Raw genomic sequence first — 21,059 nt, forward strand, 5'->3', positions numbered from 1 at the left:
TTTACTTTACGCACACCAACACACAGGCAAAGATCGTGACAACGCTCGAACAATGCATCGGGAATACCCCGCTGGTACAACTGCAACGGCTGGCCGCCCAGGCGGGCAGCGAGGTATGGGTCAAACTGGAAGGCAACAATCCGGCGGGATCGGTGAAGGATCGCGCCGCGTTGGCGATGATCCAGCAGGCGGAGCTGCGCGGTGAGATCAAGCCCGGCGACGTGCTGATCGAGGCTACCAGCGGCAACACCGGCATTGCACTGGCGATGATCGCTGCATTGAAAGGTTATGCGCTGAAGCTGCTGATGCCGGAGAACATGAGCCTGGAGCGGCAGGCGGCGATGCGCGCCTACGGTGCGGAACTGATCCTGGTCAGCCGTGAGCAGGGGATGGAAGGGGCGCGCGATCTGGCGCTGGAGATGCAGCGCCAGGGGCAGGGCAAAGTGCTGGATCAGTTTAACAATTTCGACAATCCCTATGCCCACTTCACCACCACCGGCCCGGAGATCTGGCGCCAGACCGAAGGGCGCATCACGCACTTCGTTTCCAGCATGGGCACCACCGGCACCATTACCGGCGTGGGCGGTTACCTGAAGAGCCAGAATCCGCAGGTGCAGATCATTGGCCTGCAGCCGGCGGAAGGCAGCAGCATCCCCGGCATTCGCCGTTGGGCGCCCGCTTACCTGCCGGGTATTTTCCGCCCGGAGCTGGTGGATCAGGTGTTGGATATCGAGCAGCGCGATGCCGAGCAGACCATGCGCCAGCTGGCGCAGCGTGAAGGCATTTTCTGCGGCGTCAGCTCCGGCGGTGCGGTGGCCGGCGCCCTGCGCGTCGCGGCGGCTAATCCCGGCAGCGTGGTGGTGGCGATCGTCTGCGATCGCGGCGACCGTTACCTCTCCACCGGCGTGTTCGACTGACCGTTCCTTCCCGGCGGTATGTTCCGTCGGGAGAATCTTTCCCCCTTTCCTTCCGACAGACGGCAGCCTCGCTTGCGTGGTAGCTGCCGCTTGCTCGTGCGCCAATCCCCTGACTGAAGTAGAGAAATCGCGCGACAGCGGCCACACTAACGGTGGCGAGACGCCAAGAGCGATGTGTAAGGATTGAGTAAAACCGGCTGCGGGCCGGCGGAATTGGCGGGAAAATAACGAAAATCGGTGAAGGAGCAAGGCATGAAAATTTTACTGGTCGACGATGACCTGGAGCTTGGCACCATGCTGAGCGAGTACCTGACGGGCGAAGGTTTCGACGCCACGCTGGTGCTGACCGGCAAGGCGGGGGTAGAGGGCGCGCTGTCGGGCGATTATACCGCGATGATCCTCGACATCATGCTGCCGGACATGAGCGGCATCGACGTGCTGCGCGACGTGCGTAAAAAGAGCCGGCTGCCGATCATTATGCTGACCGCCAAAGGCGACAACATCGATCGGGTGATTGGCCTGGAGATGGGCGCCGACGATTACATGCCCAAACCGTGCTACCCGCGCGAATTGGTGGCGCGTCTGCGCGCGGTGCTGCGCCGTTTCGAAGAGCGGCCGCAAGAGGCGGACGACGAAGCCGCCATCAGCTTCGGCGAGCTGACGCTGAACCCTTCAACCCGCAGCAGCGAATGGCGCGGTAAGGCGTTTGATCTGACCGCTTCGGAATTCAATCTGTTGGAGCTGTTGCTGCGCGCGCCGGATCGCGTGGTATCGAAGGACGAACTGTCCGAGAAGGGGCTGGGGCGCCCGCGCGAGGCCTATGATCGCAGCGTGGACGTACATATCAGCAATATCCGCCAGAAGCTGAGCGCGTTGGCCGGCAGTAAGCTCAGCATCGAGACGGTGCGCAGCATCGGCTATCGCATACGGTAACCAGACATGCGCGGAAGACTGTTCTGGAAAATTTTGCTCGGCTTTTGGCTGACCTTCCTCATTATGACGCAGGCCTTGTGGGTGGCGTTTTCTCTTTATGGCGATCGCTATGTGCCGCCGGAGAACGCCATGGCGCGGCGGGCGATCGGCCTGCAGCTGACCTCCGCCGCCACCCAGTTGCGCAGCGGCGGCATGCCGGCGCTGGAAGCCTTGATGCGCGACTGGCCGGAGGACGATCGGCGTCTGCTGTCCGTTACGCCGATGATCCAACCGCCGCCTGAGCCGGAAGAACCGCTGTTTGAAGGGCGACGGATGCCGAAAGCGATTTCCGCCTGGGTGCAGACCGGAGAAGGGCAGGGTTACTGGCTGAGTTATAACGTGCGCGGGCTGCGGGAAGAGTATCGGCCGGAGCGGCGTACCCACGTCTTCAACATTCCTGCGCCGATGTTGTGGGTCGGCGGGCTGGGCGGTTTGCTGTTCAGCGCCGTGCTGGCCTGGAACCTGACTCGGCCGATGCGTCAGCTGCGCGGCGGCCTGGATCGGGTGGCGCAGGGCGATCTCTCGGTGCGGCTGTACCCGACGATGCGGCGCCGCCATGACGAGCTGTCCGACGTGGCGCGCGATTTCGACACCATGGCCGAGCGGCTGGAACTGCTGGTCAGCGCCCGCGAGCAGCTGTTGCACGACGTCTCGCACGAGCTGCGTTCACCGCTGGCGCGCCTGCAGCTGGCGATCGGCCTGGCGCGACAGAATGCCGGCAACGTCGAAACCTCGCTCAAGCGCATCGAACACGAGTCGGGGCGGTTGGACAAAATGATCGGCGAACTGCTGGCGCTGTCGCGTACCGAACACAGCAGCCTGCCGGACGAAGAGTATTTCGATCTGTACGGCCTGGTTGACGCGGTGGTGAGCGATGCGCGCTACGAGGCGCAGGTGCCCGGCGTGGATATCGTGCTGCAGGCCGAGTCGGATGTGGAGTATACCGTCAAGGGCAATGCAGAGCTGATGCGGCGTGCGGTGGATAACGTCGTGCGCAATGCGCTGCGCTTTTCCAGCCACGGGCAGCGGGTGACGGTGGCGCTGTCGCGCGTCGACAATCAGTTTCAGATCGCCGTCAGCGATCAGGGGCCGGGCGTCGAGGAGTCGAAGCTGTCGAGCATCTTCGATCCTTTCGTGCGCGTGAAATCGGCGCTGTCGGGCAAGGGCTACGGCCTGGGGCTGGCGATTACCCGCAAGGTGGTATTGGCGCACGGCGGCCAGGTTGAGGCGCGTAACGGCGACAAAGAGGGGCTGATCATCACTCTGCGCGTGCCGCGCTGGTCGTCATAACGCAGCGAGATTGGGATACGACGAAGGAGATAAAAAAAACGGCGCCGAGGGCGCCGTTTATCTTGCTGATTCGCGATTACTTCTTGATGCGGATGATCGGGGTTTCGCCAACGGTCACGCTGCCGGACAGTTTGATCAGCTCTTTGATTTCGTCCATGTTGGAGATAACGACCGGCGTCAGGGTAGACTTGGCTTTTTCTTCCAGCAGTGGCAGGTTGAACTCGATAACGACGTCGCCTTTCTTGACGCGCTGGCCTTCTTCGGCGATGCGTTTGAAGCCTTCGCCTTTCAGTTCTACGGTATCGATGCCGAAGTGGACGAACAGCTCAATGCCGCTGTCGGATTCGATAGAGAATGCATGGTTGGTTTCGAAAATCTTGCCGATGGTGCCGTCAACCGGAGCAACCATTTTGTTGCCGGCCGGTTTGATGGCGATACCGTCGCCAACGATTTTTTCAGCGAACACTACGTCCGGCACATCTTCGATATTGACGATTTCGCCAGAAAGGGGAGCGACGATCTCGATAGTGCCCGTGTCTTTCTTGTCATCAGAAACCAGAGATTTCAGTTTATCGAACAAACCCATGATCTTCTCCTAAGCATTAAATTGGGCGGCGTTCCAGTGTCGTGGAAGTTTAGCAGAGCGTTTTTTCTTCGATGAATTTATTGACGCAATTCATCAGGTCTTGTGCCGTTGGCTGTGCCAAGGCCTGCGCTGCCAACGCCTTCACATCTTCGAAATTCGTGTTACGAATAATTTTCTTGATGCGCGGGATTGAAATCGCACTCATGCTGAACTCATCCAGCCCCATGCCCAATAACAACAGTGTAGCACGCTCATCACCAGCCAGTTCGCCGCACATACCGGTCCACTTGCCTTCCGCGTGAGATGCATCAATAACCTGTTTGATCAGGCCAAGCACTGATGGGGACATCGGGTTATAGAGATGAGAAATCAGCTCGTTGCCGCGATCTACCGCCAGAGTATACTGGGTTAGATCGTTTGTCCCAATACTAAAGAAGTCGACTTCTTTCGCCAGGTGGTGAGCGATGACCGCCGCGGCCGGTGTTTCCACCATCACGCCCACTTCGATGCTCTCGTCAAACGCCTTGCCTTCTTCGCGCAGCTGCGCCTTCAGCGTCTCGATTTCGCCTTTCAGATCGCGCACTTCTTCCACGGAGATGATCATCGGGAACATGATGCGCAGTTTGCCGAATGCCGAGGCGCGCAGGATGGCGCGCAGCTGGGCGTGCAGGATTTCACGGCGGTCCATCGCGATGCGGATGGCGCGCCAGCCGAGGAACGGGTTCTCTTCCTTCGGCAGGTTCATGTACGGCAGGTCTTTGTCGCCGCCGATGTCCATGGTGCGGACGATCACCGCCTGCGAGCCCATGGCTTCCGCCACGGCTTTATAAGCCTGGAACTGCTCGTCTTCGGTTGGCAGCGAGTCGCGATCCATGAACAGGAATTCGGTACGATACAGGCCGACGCCTTCCGCGCCGTTGCGCTCTGCACCCGCGACGTCGCGCACGGTGCCGATGTTGGCGCAGACTTCAACCTGATGGCCGTCCAGCGTAATCGCCGGCAGGTCCTTCAGCTTGGCCAGATCGTTTTTCTCGGTGATATATTGGTTCTGGGCGGCTTTCAGCTGATCGATAACGTCAGCGGTCGGGTTAACGTAAATCTGGTTGTTAACCGCGTCCAGAATCAGGTAGTCGTCGTTTTTCACCTGCTTGGTCACGTCGCTGGTGCCGACGATCGCCGGCAGCTCCAGGGAGCGCGCCATGATGGAGGTGTGGGAGGTGCGGCCGCCGAGATCGGTGATGAAGCCCAGCACTTTGTCCAGGTTCAGCTGCGCGGTCTCGGACGGGGTCAGATCGGTGGCCACCAGGATCACTTCGTCCTGAATGGAGCCCAGATCGACGATCGGCATGCCCAGAATGTTCTGCAGCAGGCGCTTGCCGATGTCGCGCACGTCGGCGGCGCGTTCTTTCAGGTATTCGTCGTCCAGCTCTTCCAGCGCTTTCGCCTGACCTTCGATCACGGTGTAGGCGGCGGCGTCAGCGGAGGCCAGATCGTCTTTGATTAGGGCTATGATTTCCTGCTCAAGCTCTTCGTCTTCCAGCAACATGATGTGGCCTTCGAAGATAGCTTCCTTCTCTTCGCCGAAGGTTTCGCCAGCTTTGGTCTTGATCGCTTCCAGCTGTTCGGACGCTTTCGCGCGGCCGGCCAGAAAACGCGAGACTTCCTGCTCTACTTGATCAGCAGAGATTTTCTTCCGGTTGATGACGATGTCGTCTTCTTTCAGCAAGAGAGCCTTACCAAAAGCGATGCCCGGTGATACTAAAATGCCTGAAATCATAACCCTACCTTACTCTTGACTGGTGTTAACTAAAAAGACGGGCCGATTACTCAAGCTCTGCCATCAGTTTTACCAAGTGCTCAACGGCTTTCTGCTCGTCTTCACCAACAGCTTCGATGGTCACTACGGTCCCTTGAGTCAGCCCCAGAGTTTGCAGTTTGAACAGGCTTTTAGCGCTGGCGCTTTTGCCGTTGGAGGTCACGGTGATGTCAGACGTGAAGCCTTTGGCTTCTTTAACGAACTGAGCGGCAGGGCGAGTATGCAGACCATTCGGAGCGGTAATAGTAACTTCTTGCTGGAACATTGATGTTTCCCCAACTTATTGGATTAATGTTGTGGAGTTAAAGTTTAGCCCAGGGGGCTGACTTTAACTTGTCTGGTTATAGCGCCTGACTATGGACAGGGGCGAACGTTGATGCAACAGAAAACGACGCGTTAGGCACTTCAGATCAAAAAACTCGGCTTTAGACGTCGTTCCAATCCGCTCCCCATTATGCCCGATTCGCCGCGTCGGCGACAGATGAGTAAATCGATTCAGCCTCGACCGGGCTCGGAGAGTGATTAATTTTGCGCATCGAAATAATGCACCGTTAAATACTAAAGGCGACGGGCAAAAGCAATCTTGGACTGCTATAAAGTTTGATCCAGTCCACAAAAAAGCACCCTACAGGGTGCTTTTTTAGCGATTTGTGCAGTGGCGGAATTACTGCTGCAATTCCTGCTCGGTGAACAGATCGGCGAACAGCGCGGTGCTGAGATAGCGTTCGCCGGAAGAGGGCAGGATGACCACGATAGTCTTGTCAGCGAACGCCGGTTCTTCGGCCAGTTTCACCGCCGCCGCGACCGCTGCGCCGGAGGAGATGCCCGCCAGGATGCCTTCTTCGTCCATCAGGCGGCGCGCCATGCTGATGGCTTCGTCGTTGGAGACTTTCTCGACGCGATCCACCAGATCCAGATCGAGGTTGCCCGGAATGAAGCCGGCGCCGATGCCCTGGATCTTGTGCGGGCCCGGCTTCAGCTCTTCACCGGCCAGCGCCTGGCTGATGACCGGCGAGTCGGTCGGCTCTACCGCCACGGTGGTGATGGCTTTGCCTTTGGTGTTTTTGATGTAGCGGCTAACGCCGGTCAGCGTGCCGCCGGTGCCGACGCCGGAGATGAACACGTCGACTTCCCCGTCGGTGTCTTCCCAGATTTCCGGGCCGGTGGTTTTTTCATGGATCGCCGGGTTGGCCGGGTTGCTGAACTGTTGCAGGATCAGGTAACGGTTTGGATCGGTGGCGACGATCTCTTCCGCCTTGGCGATGGCGCCTTTCATGCCTTTCGCCCCTTCGGTCAGCACCAGGTTGGCGCCCAGCGCTTTGAGCAGCTTGCGGCGCTCAATGCTCATGGTTTCCGGCATGGTCAGCGTCAGCTTGTAACCGCGCGCGGCGGCCACGAAGGCCAGCGCGATGCCGGTGTTGCCGCTGGTCGGCTCCACCAGTTCTTTACCGGCGGTCAGCACGCCGCGTTGTTCCGCATCCCAAATCATATTGGCACCGATGCGGCATTTGACGCTGAAGCTCGGGTTGCGTGATTCAACCTTGGCCAGAATGCGTCCGTTGCCGATACGGTTCAGACGAACCAGCGGCGTATGGCCGATTGTTAATGAGTTGTCTTCATATATCTTGCTCATAGCCCGTCCTTTAACTCTATGAAAATGTGGGGAACATCGAAAGCATACGCTAACAGTACCGGCAGGGAAGTAAAGAATTGGTATATCTATATGTTATTAGGAAATAAGTTTTAAGCACAATGATAAGGGCGCGAAATGCGCGCCCTGTCGAAAATTTCCGCGCTATCGGCGGCAAAAAACGGCGGTTATCGGACGAATTGCGAGCGGTAGCGATCGACCCACATCGCGGTGGCGCCGCAGACGGCGACCGGCAGGATCACCAGGTTGAGGATCGGGATCATGGTGAACAGGCTGACCAGCGCGCCGAACTGCAGGTTGTCGGTTTTGTGCTGGCGCAGTGCGCGGCGCATGTCGGCAAAGCTCACCTTGTGGTTGTCGAACGGATAGTCGCAATACTGGATCGCCAGCATCCAGGCGCTGAACAGGAACCACAGCACCGGCGCCACCGTTTGACCGATGCCGGGCACGAAGTACAGCGCCAGCAGCAGCAGCGCGCGCGGCAGGTAATACATCAGCTTGCGCCATTCGCGCGCCATGATGCGCGGCAGATCTTTGGCGATGCCGAGCAGGCCGGTATCCGGCAGCGGTTTGCCGGTCAGGCTGCCTTCGAGCTGTTCGGCCAGCAGGCCGCAGAACGGCGCGGCAATAAGATTGGTGATGGTGCTGAACAGATAGCTGAACACCAGCAGCACCGAAATGACCGCCAGCGGCCACAGCAGGTAGCTCAACCATTGCAGCCAGTCGGGAACGTGGCTCATCATCGCCGGGATCCAGTCGCCGAGGCGGCTGAACAGCCACCAGAAAGCGGAACCCATCAGCAGCACGTTGACCAGCAACGGCAGAACCACATAGCGTTTAATCCCCGGGCGCGAAATCAGACGCCAGCCTTCGGCGAAATAGTGAATGCCGCTGGTCGATCGGGGAGAGGGCTGCGTATAGGACATATCTTAAGTTATCTCGTTGTCTGAACAGGCATCATTATCATATAGGGATGATTTTCCACTGGCTAGGGTAGGGTTGGCTGAAAAACCAGCAGAAAAAGGCAGTATAATCATCTTTATTGGCATAAAGTTCAGCACGGACTTGCACTTGTGTGCGCGGGCAAATAGAGTTAAAGAGTGAATGTTTGCCGCGGTGGCAATGTATTGGAACAACAGAGATAGCAATGATGCAGGATTTGCGTCTGATATTAATCGTTGTTGGCGCGATCGCCATAATAGCGCTGTTATTGCACGGTCTGTGGACCAGTCGCAAAGAACGGTCAGCGCTCTTCCGCGATCGCCCAGCCAAACGTTCCCAAAAGGAACGTGAACAAACTCCGATCGACGATCTCGAAGAAGGCGTCGGTGAGGTGCGCGTACGCGCCGCTCACCCGCAAGACGAGCCGTCATTCGGCCATTTCGATGCCGCACGCGAAGAACCCGTGGCCGCGCCGAAGCCCGCTCCGGCGGCTGCGCCTGCGCCCCGCGCCGTTCAGCCGGCCGCTCATCAGACGCCGCCTCCGCTGTCTCAGCGGCCGGAGTACGATGACATCCTGCTGAACAACTACGCGCCGGACGAAGAACCGGCCGAACCGCAGCAACCGCAACCGGCCGCGCGCCGTGAGCCGCGCGTCGACGATCTGCCGCATGAACATGAGGCGCCGCAGGGGGCTGAACCGGCATTCCACGCCGAGCCGGCCCCTGTGCAGCCCGCGCCGGAAGTGAAGCCGGCGCAGGAGCCTGCGCCACAGCCACAACAGCCGGCGGCTGCGCCAATTCAGGCCAAGCTGAAAGAGACCGTGCTGGTGCTGCACGTCGCGGCCCATCAGGGCGGCGTAATCGGTGGCGAAGTGCTGCTGCAGAGCGTGTTGCAGGCGGGCTTCCAGTTTGGCGAGATGGGCATCTTCCACCGCCATATCAGCCCGGCCGGCAGCGGCCCGGTGCTGTTCAGCCTGGCGAACATGGTCAAGCCGGGGTCGTTCGATCCTGACATGATGTCCGACTACTCCACGCCGGGCGTGTCGATGTTCATGATGGTGCCGTCTTACGGCGACGCCAATCAGAACTTCAAGCTGATGCTGCAGTCGGCACAGCGCATCGCCGACGACGTGGGCGGCGTGGTGCTGGACGACGAGCGCCGCATGATGACGCCGCAGAAGCTGGAAACCTACAAAGCGCGTATCCGTGAAGTGTTGGAAAACAACGCCTGACCGGATTGCCGCGCGCACTGAACATCCGTAACAACAAAGCCCCCGCTAGCCGGGGGTTTTTTATCTTTGATGGTGAGCCATGGAATCGATAATCCAACAAATCAATCAACTACGAGCCACACTGCGCCATCATGAATACCAGTATCATGTGCTGGATGCGCCGGAAGTGCCGGATGCGGAATATGACCGCCTGATGCGCGAGCTGCGCGAGCTGGAGAGCGCGCATCCGGAGCTGATCACCGCCGATTCGCCGACCCAGCGCGTGGGCGCGGCGCCGCTGGCGGCGTTTGACCAGGTGCGCCACGAAGTGCCGATGCTGTCGCTGGACAACGTGTTTGACGAAGAGAGCTTCCTGGCGTTTTACAAGCGCGTGCAGGACAGGCTCAAGAGCAGCGATCCGCTGACCTTCTGCTGCGAGCTGAAGCTGGACGGCCTGGCGGTCAGCCTGCTGTACGAAGACGGCGAACTGGTGCGCGCGGCGACGCGCGGCGACGGCACCACCGGCGAGAACATCACTACCAACGTGCGCACCATTCGCGCCATCCCGCTGCGCCTGACCGGCGACAACATCCCGCGCCGGCTGGAAGTGCGCGGCGAAGTGTTCATGCCGCAGGCCGGTTTCGAACAGATGAACGAAGAAGCCCGGCGCAAAGACGGCAAGGTATTCGCCAACCCGCGCAACGCCGCCGCCGGCTCGCTGCGCCAGCTCGATCCGCGCATTACCGCCAAACGCCCGCTGACCTTCTTCTGCTATGGCGTTGGCCTGCTGGAAGGCGGCGAGCTGCCGCGCAGCCACTTTGAGCGCCTGAAGCAGTTCAAGGCCTGGGGCCTGCCGGTTAGCGATCGCGCCCAGCGCCGCACCGGCAGCGAGGAAGTGCTGGCGTTTTATCGCCAGGTCGAGCAGGACCGCGCGCAGCTCGGGTTCGATATCGACGGCGTGGTGATCAAGATTGACGATATCGATCTGCAGGAAACGCTGGGCTTTGTGGCGCGTGCGCCGCGTTGGGCGACGGCGTTCAAATTCCCGGCGCAGGAGCAGATCACCGTGGTGCGCGAAGTAGAGTTTCAGGTTGGCCGCACCGGTGCGATTACGCCGGTGGCGCGCCTTGAGCCGGTGCTGGTGGCCGGGGTGACCGTCAGCAACGCGACCTTGCACAACGCCGATGAAATTGAGCGTCTGGGGCTGCGCATCGGCGATACGGTGATCGTGCGCCGCGCCGGCGACGTGATCCCGCAGGTGGTGGGGGTGCTGGAAGACCGCCGGCCGCAGGATGCGCGCGAAGTGGTGTTCCCGCTGCACTGTCCGGTGTGCGGCTCCGACGTTGAGCGCGTGGAAGGCGAGGCCGTGGCGCGCTGCACCGGCGGGTTGATCTGCGGCGCGCAGCGCAAAGAGGCGTTGAAGCACTTCGTTTCCCGTCGCGCGCTGGACGTCGAGGGCATGGGTGACAAGATCATCGAGCAGCTGGTGGACAAGGAGTACGTGAAGAACCCGGCCGATCTGTTCCGCCTGTCCGCCGGCATTCTGACCGGCCTGGATCGCATGGGGCCGAAATCGGCGCAGAATCTGGTCAACGCGTTGGAGAAATCCAAGCAGACCACCTTCGCCCGTTTCCTGTATGCGCTCGGCATTCGCGAGGTCGGTGAAGCGACCGCCGCCAACCTGGCCGCGCATTTCGGATCGCTGGAGAAGCTGTTTGCCGCTGATATCGAGGCGCTGAAAGAGGTGCCGGACGTCGGTGAAGTGGTGGCCAAACACACCCGCAATTTCCTCGATGAAGCGCTCAATCAGCAGGTGATCAACGAGCTGGTGGGCGCCGAGATCGGCATCCGCTGGCCGGCGCCGGTGGTGGTGGTGGCGGAAGAGATAGACAGCCCGTTCGCCGGCAAAACCGTGGTGCTGACCGGCTCGCTGAGCCAGCTGTCGCGCGACGAGGCCAAAGATCGCCTGACGGCGCTGGGCGCCAAGGTCAGCGGCAGCGTGTCGAAGAAAACTGACCTGGTGATCGCCGGCGAGGCGGCCGGTTCCAAGCTGGCGAAGGCGCAGGAGCTGGGTATCGCCGTGATCGACGAAGCGGAAATGATCCGCCTGCTGGGTGACTGATGGAAAAGGAAAACCTGCTGGAGATCGCCAATACCGTGATGCCGTTCGGCAAGTACCAGGGGCGGGTGCTGATCGACCTGCCCGAAGAGTACCTGCTGTGGTTCGCGCGCAAGGGCGAATTCCCCAAAGGCAAGCTCGGCATGCTGATGGAGATGACGCTGGCGATTAAAATCGAAGGGCTTGATCACCTGGTCAAGCCGCTGAAGAAAAGCTGATCTGACGGGCCTCGGCCCGTCTTTTTTTACCCGCGCGACGTCTGCGCGTTGGGCACCGCCTGCTGCGCCCGCTGCTTGCGCTGGTATCTTTTGGCCAGCACTGCGCAGGTCATCAACTGCACCTGATGAAACACCATCAGCGGCAGCACCATGATCCCCACCGTCGCCGCCGGGAACAGGATATTGGCCATCGGAATGCCGTTCGCCAGGCTTTTCTTCGAGCCGCAGAACACGATGGTGATCTCGTCCGCCTTGCTGAACCCCAGCCAACGCGCCATGTAAGTGTTCACCACCAGCACGATCGCCAGCAGCACGATGCTGCCGCCGACGATAAACGCCAGCGAACCAAGCCCTACCTGGTGCCAGATGCCGTGCGTGACCGCTTCGCTGAAGGCGGCGTACACCACCAGCAAAATCGAGGTCTGGTCGGTTTTGCCGATCAGCGGGCGATGGCGTTCGATCCAGCCGCCGATCAGCGGTCGCAGCAGGTGGCCGGCGACGAACGGCACCAGCAGCTGCAGCACGATCGAGCCCACCTGCCGCAGGCTGCCGGTATCGCCGTGCACATTCATCAGCAGGCCGACCAACAGCGGCGACACGAAGATCCCCAGCAGGCTGGAGGCGGAGGCGCTGCACACCGCCGCCGCCACGTTGCCGCCCGCCAGCGAGGTGAAGGCGATGGCCGATTGCACGGTGGCGGGCAGGATGCACAGGTAGATGAAACCGGCGTACAGCTCGGGGCTGACGTCGATCGGCGCCCACCAGGCGAACAGTACGCCCAGAGCCGGAAAAATGATGAAGGTGCTGAACATCACCCACAGGTGCAGCCGCCAGTTGTTGCTGCCGGCCAGGATGGCCTCGCGTGACAGCTTGGCGCCGTGCATGAAGAACAGCAGGGCGATGGCGGCGATGGTCAGGGCGTTGAGCCAGCCGACGAACTCGCCGCGCGCCGGCAGGAACGACGCCAGCAGTACGGTGGCGATCAGCGTCAGGGTAAAACGATCGGGCAGAAATCTCATGGCGGTGCGCTCAGGGTAGAAAATCGATGGGGCTATTCTCCCGCGTGGGCATATAATAATTAAATTGATTTATTTAATTCATCTATGAATAAAACACATGAATTACTCACTCAAACAGCTGCGGGTGTTTGTCGCCATCGCTCGCCACGGCAGTTTCAGCCGCGCCGGTGAGGCGATTGGTCTGACGCAATCGGCAGTCAGCCACAGCGTGAAAGAGCTGGAGGCGGAGGTCGGGGTTCGCCTGCTGGATCGCACCACGCGTGAAGTGGTGCTGACCGATGCCGGCCTGCGGCTGGCCAACCGGGTCGAACGGTTGCTGGACGAGCTGCAGACCACTCTGCTGGATGTGCGCAGCTTTGGCGTACAGCGCAGCGGTACGGTGCGGGTGGCGACGAGCCAGACCATTTCCGCCCATCTGATGCCGCAGTGCATCGCCGCCGGTGAGCGCCAATACCCGGAGATCCGCATCATGCTGCGCGATCAGGCGCAGCAGCAGGTGCTGCACAGCGTGCGCAACGCGGAGGTGGATTTCGGCATCGTGGTCGATCCGGTGCAGGCGGTGGATCTGGAGTGCGAAGCGGTGCTGCACGAGCCGTTCCTGTTGCTGTGCCGCGACGATCATCCGTTCGCTGCGCAGCAGGCGGTGCATTGGTCGGCGCTGAACGGTTGCCGCCTGGTGTTGCAGGACTATGCGTCGGGCAGCCGGCCGTTGATCGACAGCGCGCTGAGGCAGCAGGGCGTGGAGGCGCAGGTAGTGCAGGAAATCGGCCATCCGGCGACGCTGTTCCCGATGGTGGCGGAAGGGATTGGCATCAGCATTTTCCCGGCGTTGGCGTTGCCGTTGCCGGAAGGGGGGCGGCTCCGGGTGCGGCGGCTGGTGCCGGAGATCAACCGCGCGTTGATGCTGGTGCGGCGCAAGAACCGCTCGCTGACGCCGGCGGCGGAGGCCATCTGGCAGGTGGCGCGCAAGCAGGCGGCGCTGCTGCACCAGCGCCGGCAGGAAACCGCGGCATATTGACTCAGATATAGACGTCCACCGCGTTGAGCGGCGTTGGGCGGTTTACGCCGTCGCCGGCTTGCGCCGCGGCTTTTGCCATTTGCTCCTGCTGTTGCTTTTCCATTTCTTCTTTCTGGATGCGCGCGATCTCGGCCTGCAACATCTTGATCTGCGCTTCGATCAGCTGCTTCTGTTTTTCTATTTCCTTAGGATCGGCGTCGGAGTCCTTTAGCTCCACCAACTTTTGCTGCAGCGACTGAATCTGCCGGTTCAGCGCCTTGATGCGGGCCGAGGCGCGGCTTTCGTTGAGGTTGACCGGTTCGTCATTGCCGTTGGTGCGTTCGTTTTTCTCCATCTTGCCGCCTTGCGGCTGGTTGTTGACCGGTTTGGCCATCAGCAATTCGCCCTGATGGCCCGGCGCGCTGAACACGTTGCTGACGCCGGGAACGGTATTTTTGATCGGTACGATCATGGTGATGGTGGTCGACATGAATGCTCTCCCTGAGTCGGTATATCGCTGTTCAGGGTATCGGCAGCGGCGGCTAAATCTTTACCTGCCGCAGGCGCGGCCAACGCTGCAGCCAGCCTTTGTCGAGCACGCGCTGGGCATAGGCCGCGCGATCGCCGTTTTTCGCGTTAAAGGTAATGGTGTCGTCGAATAGCGCCGCGAGCCCGAAGGGGGCCACCAGCGTGATGCTGTCGTCGGCGTTCAGGCGCGCGCCGATCGCCGTTTCCACTTCGGTCCAGAAGCTGATGGCCTCTTCGCTGTCGCGATAAGGCGCCCGGCCGCCGCGCAGGTGCATGCGCGCCTGGTTCTTGACCGACCAAGGTCGCGGCAGCCACTGTTGCAAACGCACCTCCAGCATGCGATCGCGCTCAGCGTCCGCACGCTCCGCATCGAAGTGGATCACGTCGATATCGTTGAGCGGCGTGGGCTCCGTATAGCCATGGCGCCGATCCCACACCAGATTGCGCACAAAGCCGGCGCCGAGGCACCAGTCATTCAAGCCGAGCCGGCGCACGGTGCGCAGGGCGGCCATGCGCGCGTTATCTTGTTGCAGCCAGTCGATAATTTGCCGTTGCGGATCCATCACCCCTCCTGTTTTCGCGGCTACTGTAACCCGAAGCGGCAACGGGTGAAATGGGGGAAAGCGTGATGGCGGCGATCGCGTGCAAAATAATTTTCTTTTCCCACTGACTACACTTGGTGCAGGGCTGTTATCTCGTCACGCAGGGCAAGGGAGGGGGCTATGTTTCAGGCAACGGTGGGCCAACGCGGCTATCGCTTTGGCGATCTGCGCCAGCTGATGGCGAAAGCATCGCCGGCGCGTTCCGGCGATTATCTGGCGGAGGTGGCGGCGGAGAGCGCCGAAGAGCGCATGGCGGCGCGCATCGCGCTGGCGGATGTGCCGCTCAAGGCGTTCCTGCAGCAGGTGCTGGTGCCGTACGAACAGGACGAGGTGACGCGCCTGATTATCGACAGCCACGACGCCGCCGCCTTTGAGCCCATCTCGCACCTCACGGTCGGCGATTTTCGCGACTGGCTGCTGAGCGAGCAGGCGGACAGCGCCATGCTGGCACAGGTGGCCGCCGGCATTACGCCGGAGATGGCGGCGGCGGTAAGCAAGATCATGCGCAATCAGGATCTGATCCTGGTGGCGAAGAAATGCCGGGTGGTGACGCGCTTTCGCAATACCATCGGCCTGCCGGGCCACCTCAGCGTGCGGCTGCAGCCCAATCACCCGACCGACAGCCTGCAGGGCATCGCCGCCAGCATGCTGGACGGTCTGCTGTACGGCAGCGGCGACGCGGTGGTCGGCATCAACCCGGCCAGCGACAGCCTGCCGCTGCTGGAAAAGCTCAACTACATGCTGGACGACGTGATCCAGCGCTTCGCCATACCCACCCAATCCTGCGTGCTGACCCACGTGACCAACACGCTGCGGCTGATGGAGCGCGGCGCGCCGGTGGATCTGGTGTTTCAGTCGATCGCCGGCACCGAGGCGGCCAACCGCGGTTTCGGCATCAGCCTGGCGCTGCTGGCGGAGGCGCAGCAGGCGGCACTGAGCCTCAGGCGCGGCACGCTGGGCGATAACGTGATGTATTTCGAAACCGGGCAGGGCAGTTGCCTGTCGGCCAACGCGCATCACGGCGTCGATCAGCAGACCTGTGAGGCGCGCGCCTATGCGGTGGCGCGCCATTTCTCGCCGCTGCTGATCAATACCGTGGTGGGGTTTATCGGCCCCGAATACCTGTATGACGGCAAACAAATTATCCGCGCCGGGCTGGAGGATCATTTCTGCGGCAAGCTGCTCGGCCTGCCGCTGGGCTGCGACGTCTGCTACACCAACCATGCCGAAGCCGATCAGGACGACATGGACACGCTGCTGACGCTGTTGGCCGCCGCCGGGTTGACGTTCCTGATAGGCGTGCCGGGCGCGGACGACATCATGCTCAACTACCAAAGCACCTCGTTCCACGACGCGCTCTATATCCGCGAACTGCTGGGGCTGAAGCACGCGCCGGAGTTTGCCGCCTGGCTGGCGGCGATGAACATCACCGACGAGCGCGGGCGGCTGCGTGACGCCGCCGCCAATCACCCGCTGTTGTTGGCGCTGCAGGGAGAACGGACATGAGCAAACCGGTTCTCGTCAACAGTTGGGACTCGCTGCGCGCCTTTACCGACGCGCGCATCGCGTTGGGGCGCACCGGCGCCAGCCTGCCGACCGACGAGCTGCTGCGCTTCGGCCTGGCCCATGCCCAGGCGCGCGACGCGGTGCATCAGCCTTTCGACAGCGAGCGGCTGGCGGCGGATTTGCACCAGGCCGGTTGGCCCTCGCTGGCGGTGCACAGCCAGGCCGCCGACCGCGCCGCCTATCTGCGCCGTCCGGATCTGGGGCGGCGATTGGCGTCGGACAGCCGCAGCCTGCTGCTCGGCTCACCATCGCGCCGTGTCGATCTGCTGCTGGCGGTGGCGGACGGCCTCTCTTCCAAAGCGGTGCACCGCCAGGCGCTGCCGCTGCTGCAGGCGCTTCGGCCCTATCTCGATACGCTGGGGCTGAGCGTCTCACCGGTGGTGTTGGCGCATCAGGCGCGAGTGGCGCTGGGGGATGAGATTGGCGAATGCCTGCAGGCCCGGGCGGTGGCGGTGCTGATCGGCGAACGACCGGGGCTGTCGTCGCCGGACAGCCTGGGCATTTATTTGACCTGGGAGCCGAATGCGCGCAGAACGGACGCCGAGCGTAACTGCATCTCCAACGTGCGGCCGGAGGGGCTGGATTACCCGCAGGCAGCGTTCCGTCTGGCCTGGCTGCTGGAGCAGGCGTTCCAGCGGCGGCTGAGCGGCATCGAGCTGAAGGACGAGAGCGACAATCCGGCGCTGCACAACCGGGTGACACCGCTTTACCCCCAGCTGGGCGGCTGACCGAGGGTTTGCTGCAGCAGGGCGGTGAAGGCCGCCAGCCGGGCGGACACCTTCGCCATCGGGCGCAGCAGATAGATGCCTTGCTGCTCATGGCGCGGATCTTCGAGCATCTGAACCAGTTGCCCATTCTGCACGTCCGGCCCCACCACCCAGTTGGGCAGGAAGGCAATGCCGAGGCCGAGCAGCGCCGCCTGGCGCTGCGCGGTGAAGTCGTCGCAGCGCAGCGCCATGGTGCAGCGGCTCATCAGCGCCGCGTCGAGGATCTGCGCCCAGCAGGCCGGCTGCTGTTTGTGGTAGCGGGCGATCAGCCGATGCTGCGGCAACGCTTCCAGATCGCTCGGCAGGCCATAGCGGGCGACGTAGGCGGGGCTGGCGCACATCACCCAGCGTTGCGTGGCGATGCGGCTGGCGTACAGCGCGCTGTCCTTCTGCTCGCCGATGCGGAGGGCGGCGTCCAGCCGTTCCTGCGTCGGATCGGTCTGGCGTTCGGTCAGATCGAGATCGATAGACAGCTGAGGATAGCGTTCCGCCAGCGTCGGCAGCAGCGGCAGCACATAGGTTTTGCCGAAGGTCGGCAGGCAGCTGATGCGCAGCGTGCCTTGCGGCGTTTCGTTTAACGCGCTCAGCTCGGCGTGAATGCCGTTAATGTCCGTCATCAGCGCGGCGGCGCGCGTCAGCAGCAGCTCGCCGGCGTCGGTCAGCAGCAGCCCACGGGTGGAGCGGACGAACAGCGTGGCGCCGAGCGCGCTTTCCAGGGCGTCGATATGGCGCACCAGCGAGGAGGGCACCATGCCCAGCCGGCGAGCGGCGGCGGAAAAGCTGCCCAGGCGGGCCACGTCGAGAAAGATCGGCAGATGTTCAACATAACGGGCGTCATTCATTTTTGCATTATATGCAAAAGCGTTTCTTATGAATACCCGCTTCTCTGTCGGCGGCGCTGCGGCTACTCTGGTTGCGGGTTGACGGCGGGCTTCAACGCCGCTGCATCCCTGCCGTATAGAGAGAAAACGCATAAACCTCGCGGCGCTTAGCACTAAATAACAGATGTTTTTCCCAGGCTGCGCGAGCCGCCTGCGGAGTTGATTGTCGCTCCAACACCAGATTAACCGTTCAATTTGATATCCGACTCGGCATTAATGATTAGTGAGCCTTTACTTTCACACGTCATGCCGTGGGTTCTGGATATCGGCCGGCCAGCCGTGCCGGTTTTTTTGTCGCCTCAGGCTGAATCGTTCCAACTGATGAACGCGCCTTGGGGGGCATCTTGGCCCACCGTCGGTGGGTCTTTTGAACGCGCAGGATCGCGATCCCGCGCTGGTGGAGGAGTGAGTCATGAACGAAAAACACGGGTGTTCCTGTGCGCGCCATTTGGCGCAGGGTTTTGCCAGGCAGTCGATCAACGCCGGGGAGGGCGAAATCTATCAAATCTCGCTGATGAGCGCGCTCATCGACGGGGTCTACGAGGGTGAAACCACCATTGCCGAGTTGCTCAAACACGGTGATTTCGGCCTCGGTACCTTCAATCACCTGGATGGCGAACTGATCGCTTTCGACCAGGAAATACACCAGCTGCGCGCCGACGGCAGCGCCCGCCCAGCCGGTTTGCAACAGAAAACCCCTTTCGCCGTCGTCACCTTTTTCCAGCCCAGTATCAGCCAGCAGTTCGACCGGCCGATCACCAAGGCGCAGCTGCACCAATGCATCGATGAACAGGTCGCCTCGCCGAACCTATTTTGCGCGGTGCGGGTCGATGGTGAGTTCAGCCACGTGGAAACCCGCACCGTGCCGCGTCAGGAACGGCCCTATCGCCCGATGCTGGAAGCGATAGAAGAGCAGCCGACCTTCTCGTTTCATCAACGGCGCGGCACGCTGGTCGGCTTCCGCTCGCCGGATTACATGCAGGGCATCGGCGTGGCCGGCTATCACGAACATTTCGTTACCGACGACCGCAGCGGCGGCGGCCACGTGCTGGATTACCAGCTCGATCATGGCCGCCTGCAGTTCGGCGTCATCACCCGTCTCAATCTTCAGTTGCCGCATGATGCGGATTTCTTGCGCGCCAACCTCTGCCCAGAGGATTTGGATCGTGCGATTCGTTCCGCCGAGGGCTAACCCCGGCGATCGTTTTCTTAGGAGGTGGAACCATGGCACAGGAAAAAACAGGCAATGACTGGCAATGCGGCGCCGACTTGGTGGTGAAAAACCTGGAAGCGCAGGGCGTCAAACACGTTTTCGGCATTCCGGGCGCCAAGATCGACCGGGTGTTCGACTCGCTGGAGGACGCGCCATCGATTGAAACGGTGGTGGTGCGGCATGAGGCCAACGCGGCCTTTATGGCGGCGGCGGTCGGCCGCCTGACCGGCAAGGCCGGGGTGGCGCTGGTCACCTCCGGGCCGGGCAGCTCCAACCTGATCACCGGGCTGGCCACCGCCACCTCGGAGGGGGACGCGGTAGTGGCCTTCGGCGGGGCGGTGAAGCGCGCCGACAGCCTGAAGCAGACGCACCAGAGCATGGATACCGTCAGCATGTTCCGGCCGGTGACCAAGTATTGCGCCGAAGTGCACGCCGGCTCGGCGATTTCCGAGGTGATCGCCAACGCCTTCCGCCGCGCCGAGTTCGGCCGCCCAGGAGCCTCGTTCATCAGCCTGCCGATGGATATCGTCAATGAACCGGTCAGCGCGCCGGTGTTGGCCGGCTGCCGCTTGCCGCGCATGGGGGCCGCGGCGGCGGACGACATCCAGGCGGCGGTGAAGCTGATCCGCCAGGCCAAATGCCCGGTATTGCTGCTCGGTTTGCAGGCCAGCCGGCCGGAGAACAGCGAGGCGGTGCGCCATCTGCTGTACCGCACCCACATGCCGGTGGTCGGCACCTATCAGGCGGCGGGGGTGATTGACGTCAACCACTTCGCCCGCTTCGCCGGCCGCGTCGGCCTGTTCAACAACCAGCCGGCCGATCAGCTGTTGCAGAAGGCCGATCTGGTGGTGAGCGTCGGCTATGATCCGATCGAATACGATCCCTGCATGTGGAACAGTCATGGGCGGCTGAAACTGGTGCACATCGACGTGCTGCCGGCGGATATCGACACCTGCTATCGGCCGGACGTCGAACTGGTGGGCAACATCAGCGCCACGCTGAACATGATGACCGAAACGTTCAATGAGGCGGTCTGCGTGCCGCCGGAGGTGGAGCTGATCCTCACCGATCTCGGCCGCCAGCGCACAGAACTGGCGGAGCGCGCCGCGCGCCGCGGCGGCATGCCGATCCACCCGCTGCGCATCGTCAAGGAGCTGCAGGACATCGTCAGCGACGACGTGACGCTGTGCGTGGACATGGGCAGTTTCCACATCTGGATCGCCCGCTATCTTTACAGCTTCCGCGCCCGCCAGCTGTTGATCTCCAACGGCCAGCAAACCATGGGGGTGGCGCTGCCGTGGGCCATCGGCGCGGCATTGGTGCGCCCCGGCGACAAGGTGGTGTCGATCTCTGGCGACGGCGGCTTCATGCAGTCGAGCATGGAGCTGGAGACCGCGGTGCGGCTGAAAAATAACATCGTGCACGTGATCTGGGTCGATAACGCTTACAACATGGTGGAGATGCAGGAAGTGAACAAATACCAGCGCAAATCCGGCGTGGAGTTCGGGCCGATTGACTTCAAGGCCTATGCGGAATCCTGCGGCGCGGTCGGTTTCGCCGTGCAGTCGGTGGACGATCTGCGGCCGATGCTGCGCAAGGCGATGGCGATCCAGGGGCCGGTGGTGGTGGCCATTCCGGTCGACTACGCCGACAACTATAAGCTGATGGCGCAGATGAACTTCAGCCAGATGATTTAATTTCATCATCGCGTGGTTTCACCGGGGCAGGCCGCTTGCGCGCCTGCCCGTTTTTATGCGCGGAATTT

At 61.7% G+C, this 21,059-nt stretch carries 20 protein-coding genes; 11 read left to right on the forward strand and 9 right to left on the reverse strand.

The features are described 5' to 3' along the window. Nucleotides 1-35: 35 nt before the first annotated feature. The 3 genes from cysM (at nucleotide 36) to JL05_RS11025 (ending at nucleotide 3,179) form a co-directional block, all read left to right on the forward strand. Nucleotides 36-917, forward strand: coding sequence for a cysteine synthase CysM (gene cysM / locus JL05_RS11015; RefSeq protein ID WP_004936477.1), 882 nt, complete (start codon nucleotides 36-38; stop codon nucleotides 915-917). 252 nt (nucleotides 918-1,169) lie between these two features. Further along, a complete protein-coding gene (locus JL05_RS11020; RefSeq protein ID WP_025303784.1) occupies nucleotides 1,170-1,850 on the forward strand; it encodes a response regulator transcription factor in 681 nt (226 codons plus the stop codon). Nucleotides 1,851-1,856: 6 nt separating this feature from the next. Continuing rightward, entirely contained in the window at nucleotides 1,857-3,179 is a 1,323-nt protein-coding gene (locus JL05_RS11025) for an ATP-binding protein (RefSeq protein WP_033632431.1), read from the forward strand. 76 nt (nucleotides 3,180-3,255) lie between these two features. Here the strand turns inward: JL05_RS11025 and crr are convergent, their stop codons facing one another. The 5 genes from crr to cysZ form a co-directional block, all read right to left on the reverse strand. Further along, the gene (crr, locus tag JL05_RS11030; protein ID WP_004936467.1) at nucleotides 3,256-3,765 is read right to left on the reverse strand and encodes a PTS glucose transporter subunit IIA; all 510 of its coding nucleotides are present in this window, start codon (nucleotides 3,763-3,765) and stop codon (nucleotides 3,256-3,258) included. Nucleotides 3,766-3,814: 49 nt separating this feature from the next. After that, nucleotides 3,815-5,542: a phosphoenolpyruvate-protein phosphotransferase PtsI gene (ptsI, locus tag JL05_RS11035; protein WP_004936461.1), complete on the reverse strand. Its 1,728-nt coding sequence runs from the start codon at nucleotides 5,540-5,542 to the stop codon at nucleotides 3,815-3,817. A gap of 46 nt (nucleotides 5,543-5,588) precedes the next feature. Continuing rightward, nucleotides 5,589-5,846 (reverse strand): phosphocarrier protein Hpr, encoded by a 258-nt coding sequence (gene ptsH, locus JL05_RS11040; protein ID WP_024484477.1) that lies wholly within the window; start codon nucleotides 5,844-5,846, stop codon nucleotides 5,589-5,591. A gap of 399 nt (nucleotides 5,847-6,245) precedes the next feature. Further along, nucleotides 6,246-7,214, reverse strand: coding sequence for a cysteine synthase A (gene cysK / locus JL05_RS11045; protein WP_004936453.1), 969 nt, complete (start codon nucleotides 7,212-7,214; stop codon nucleotides 6,246-6,248). Between the two features lie 185 nt (nucleotides 7,215-7,399). Further along, nucleotides 7,400-8,158: a sulfate transporter CysZ gene (gene cysZ, locus JL05_RS11050; protein WP_033632432.1), complete on the reverse strand. Its 759-nt coding sequence runs from the start codon at nucleotides 8,156-8,158 to the stop codon at nucleotides 7,400-7,402. A 221-nt stretch (nucleotides 8,159-8,379) separates the two neighbouring features. Between cysZ and zipA the strand changes: the two genes are divergently transcribed. From zipA to JL05_RS11065, 3 genes are all read left to right on the forward strand, one after another. Further along, nucleotides 8,380-9,405, forward strand: a complete 1,026-nt coding sequence (gene zipA, locus JL05_RS11055; protein ID WP_033632433.1) for a cell division protein ZipA — start codon at nucleotides 8,380-8,382, stop codon at nucleotides 9,403-9,405. Between the two features lie 79 nt (nucleotides 9,406-9,484). Further along, nucleotides 9,485-11,506, forward strand: coding sequence for an NAD-dependent DNA ligase LigA (ligA, locus tag JL05_RS11060; RefSeq protein ID WP_033632434.1), 2,022 nt, complete (start codon nucleotides 9,485-9,487; stop codon nucleotides 11,504-11,506). Next, the gene (locus tag JL05_RS11065) at nucleotides 11,506-11,721 is read left to right on the forward strand and encodes a DUF3820 family protein (protein ID WP_004936441.1); all 216 of its coding nucleotides are present in this window, start codon (nucleotides 11,506-11,508) and stop codon (nucleotides 11,719-11,721) included. The genes ligA and JL05_RS11065 overlap by 1 nt, the downstream gene beginning before the upstream one ends. Nucleotides 11,722-11,747: 26 nt before the next feature. On the opposite strand, the gene JL05_RS11070 is transcribed toward JL05_RS11065, so the two are convergent. Beyond that, entirely contained in the window at nucleotides 11,748-12,740 is a 993-nt protein-coding gene (locus tag JL05_RS11070; RefSeq protein WP_033632435.1) for a bile acid:sodium symporter family protein, read from the reverse strand. 97 nt (nucleotides 12,741-12,837) lie between these two features. Here JL05_RS11070 and JL05_RS11075 point away from each other — a divergent pair, with 97 nt between their 5' ends. Beyond that, nucleotides 12,838-13,758 carry a LysR family transcriptional regulator gene (locus JL05_RS11075; protein ID WP_033632436.1) on the forward strand — a complete coding sequence of 307 codons (921 nt, stop codon included), beginning with the start codon at nucleotides 12,838-12,840 and terminating at the stop codon, nucleotides 13,756-13,758. Between the two features lies 1 nt (nucleotide 13,759). Here the strand turns inward: JL05_RS11075 and JL05_RS11080 are convergent, their stop codons facing one another. Continuing rightward, nucleotides 13,760-14,227: a FlxA-like family protein gene (locus JL05_RS11080; RefSeq protein ID WP_033632437.1), complete on the reverse strand. Its 468-nt coding sequence runs from the start codon at nucleotides 14,225-14,227 to the stop codon at nucleotides 13,760-13,762. Nucleotides 14,228-14,279: 52 nt separating this feature from the next. Further along, nucleotides 14,280-14,828 (reverse strand): nucleotidyltransferase family protein, encoded by a 549-nt coding sequence (locus JL05_RS11085; protein ID WP_015378665.1) that lies wholly within the window; start codon nucleotides 14,826-14,828, stop codon nucleotides 14,280-14,282. 159 nt (nucleotides 14,829-14,987) lie between these two features. Here JL05_RS11085 and JL05_RS11090 point away from each other — a divergent pair, with 159 nt between their 5' ends. Beyond that, nucleotides 14,988-16,373, forward strand: coding sequence for an ethanolamine ammonia-lyase subunit EutB (locus tag JL05_RS11090; protein WP_004936427.1), 1,386 nt, complete (start codon nucleotides 14,988-14,990; stop codon nucleotides 16,371-16,373). After that, nucleotides 16,370-17,161: an ethanolamine ammonia-lyase subunit EutC gene (gene eutC / locus JL05_RS11095; protein ID WP_033632438.1), complete on the forward strand. Its 792-nt coding sequence runs from the start codon at nucleotides 16,370-16,372 to the stop codon at nucleotides 17,159-17,161. The genes JL05_RS11090 and eutC overlap by 4 nt, the downstream gene beginning before the upstream one ends. Here the strand turns inward: eutC and JL05_RS11100 are convergent. Continuing rightward, nucleotides 17,140-18,042: a LysR family transcriptional regulator gene (locus tag JL05_RS11100; protein WP_033632439.1), complete on the reverse strand. Its 903-nt coding sequence runs from the start codon at nucleotides 18,040-18,042 to the stop codon at nucleotides 17,140-17,142. The genes eutC and JL05_RS11100 overlap by 22 nt on opposite strands. 451 nt (nucleotides 18,043-18,493) lie before the next feature. On the opposite strand from JL05_RS11100, the gene budA reads away from it, so the two are divergent. Both budA and alsS read left to right on the forward strand, forming a co-directional pair. After that, nucleotides 18,494-19,273, forward strand: coding sequence for an acetolactate decarboxylase (gene budA / locus JL05_RS11105; protein WP_004936416.1), 780 nt, complete (start codon nucleotides 18,494-18,496; stop codon nucleotides 19,271-19,273). A gap of 32 nt (nucleotides 19,274-19,305) precedes the next feature. Further along, entirely contained in the window at nucleotides 19,306-20,991 is a 1,686-nt protein-coding gene (gene alsS / locus JL05_RS11110) for an acetolactate synthase AlsS (RefSeq protein WP_033632440.1), read from the forward strand. Nucleotides 20,992-21,059 lie beyond the last annotated feature (68 nt).

This window comes from Serratia nematodiphila DZ0503SBS1, assembly GCF_000738675.1.
Classification (GTDB): Bacteria; Pseudomonadota; Gammaproteobacteria; order Enterobacterales; family Enterobacteriaceae; genus Serratia; species Serratia nematodiphila.

Excerpts from the sequence above, each read along its gene's own strand:
- JL05_RS11020 (WP_025303784.1), top strand. The coding sequence starts at position 1,170 with ATGAAAATTTTACTGGTCGACGATGACCTGGAGCTTGGCACCATGCTG.
- JL05_RS11025 (WP_033632431.1), top strand. The coding sequence starts at position 1,857 with ATGCGCGGAAGACTGTTCTGGAAAATTTTGCTCGGCTTTTGGCTGACC.
- crr (WP_004936467.1), bottom strand. The coding sequence starts at position 3,765 with ATGGGTTTGTTCGATAAACTGAAATCTCTGGTTTCTGATGACAAGAAA.
- ptsI (WP_004936461.1), bottom strand. The coding sequence starts at position 5,542 with ATGATTTCAGGCATTTTAGTATCACCGGGCATCGCTTTTGGTAAGGCT.
- ptsH (WP_024484477.1), bottom strand. The coding sequence starts at position 5,846 with ATGTTCCAGCAAGAAGTTACTATTACCGCTCCGAATGGTCTGCATACT.
- cysK (WP_004936453.1), bottom strand. The coding sequence starts at position 7,214 with ATGAGCAAGATATATGAAGACAACTCATTAACAATCGGCCATACGCCG.
- cysZ (WP_033632432.1), bottom strand. The coding sequence starts at position 8,158 with ATGTCCTATACGCAGCCCTCTCCCCGATCGACCAGCGGCATTCACTAT.
- zipA (WP_033632433.1), top strand. The coding sequence starts at position 8,380 with ATGATGCAGGATTTGCGTCTGATATTAATCGTTGTTGGCGCGATCGCC.
- ligA (WP_033632434.1), top strand. The coding sequence starts at position 9,485 with ATGGAATCGATAATCCAACAAATCAATCAACTACGAGCCACACTGCGC.
- JL05_RS11065 (WP_004936441.1), top strand. The coding sequence starts at position 11,506 with ATGGAAAAGGAAAACCTGCTGGAGATCGCCAATACCGTGATGCCGTTC.
- JL05_RS11070 (WP_033632435.1), bottom strand. The coding sequence starts at position 12,740 with ATGAGATTTCTGCCCGATCGTTTTACCCTGACGCTGATCGCCACCGTA.
- JL05_RS11075 (WP_033632436.1), top strand. The coding sequence starts at position 12,838 with ATGAATTACTCACTCAAACAGCTGCGGGTGTTTGTCGCCATCGCTCGC.
- JL05_RS11080 (WP_033632437.1), bottom strand. The coding sequence starts at position 14,227 with ATGTCGACCACCATCACCATGATCGTACCGATCAAAAATACCGTTCCC.
- JL05_RS11085 (WP_015378665.1), bottom strand. The coding sequence starts at position 14,828 with ATGGATCCGCAACGGCAAATTATCGACTGGCTGCAACAAGATAACGCG.
- JL05_RS11090 (WP_004936427.1), top strand. The coding sequence starts at position 14,988 with ATGTTTCAGGCAACGGTGGGCCAACGCGGCTATCGCTTTGGCGATCTG.
- eutC (WP_033632438.1), top strand. The coding sequence starts at position 16,370 with ATGAGCAAACCGGTTCTCGTCAACAGTTGGGACTCGCTGCGCGCCTTT.
- JL05_RS11100 (WP_033632439.1), bottom strand. The coding sequence starts at position 18,042 with ATGAATGACGCCCGTTATGTTGAACATCTGCCGATCTTTCTCGACGTG.
- budA (WP_004936416.1), top strand. The coding sequence starts at position 18,494 with ATGAACGAAAAACACGGGTGTTCCTGTGCGCGCCATTTGGCGCAGGGT.
- alsS (WP_033632440.1), top strand. The coding sequence starts at position 19,306 with ATGGCACAGGAAAAAACAGGCAATGACTGGCAATGCGGCGCCGACTTG.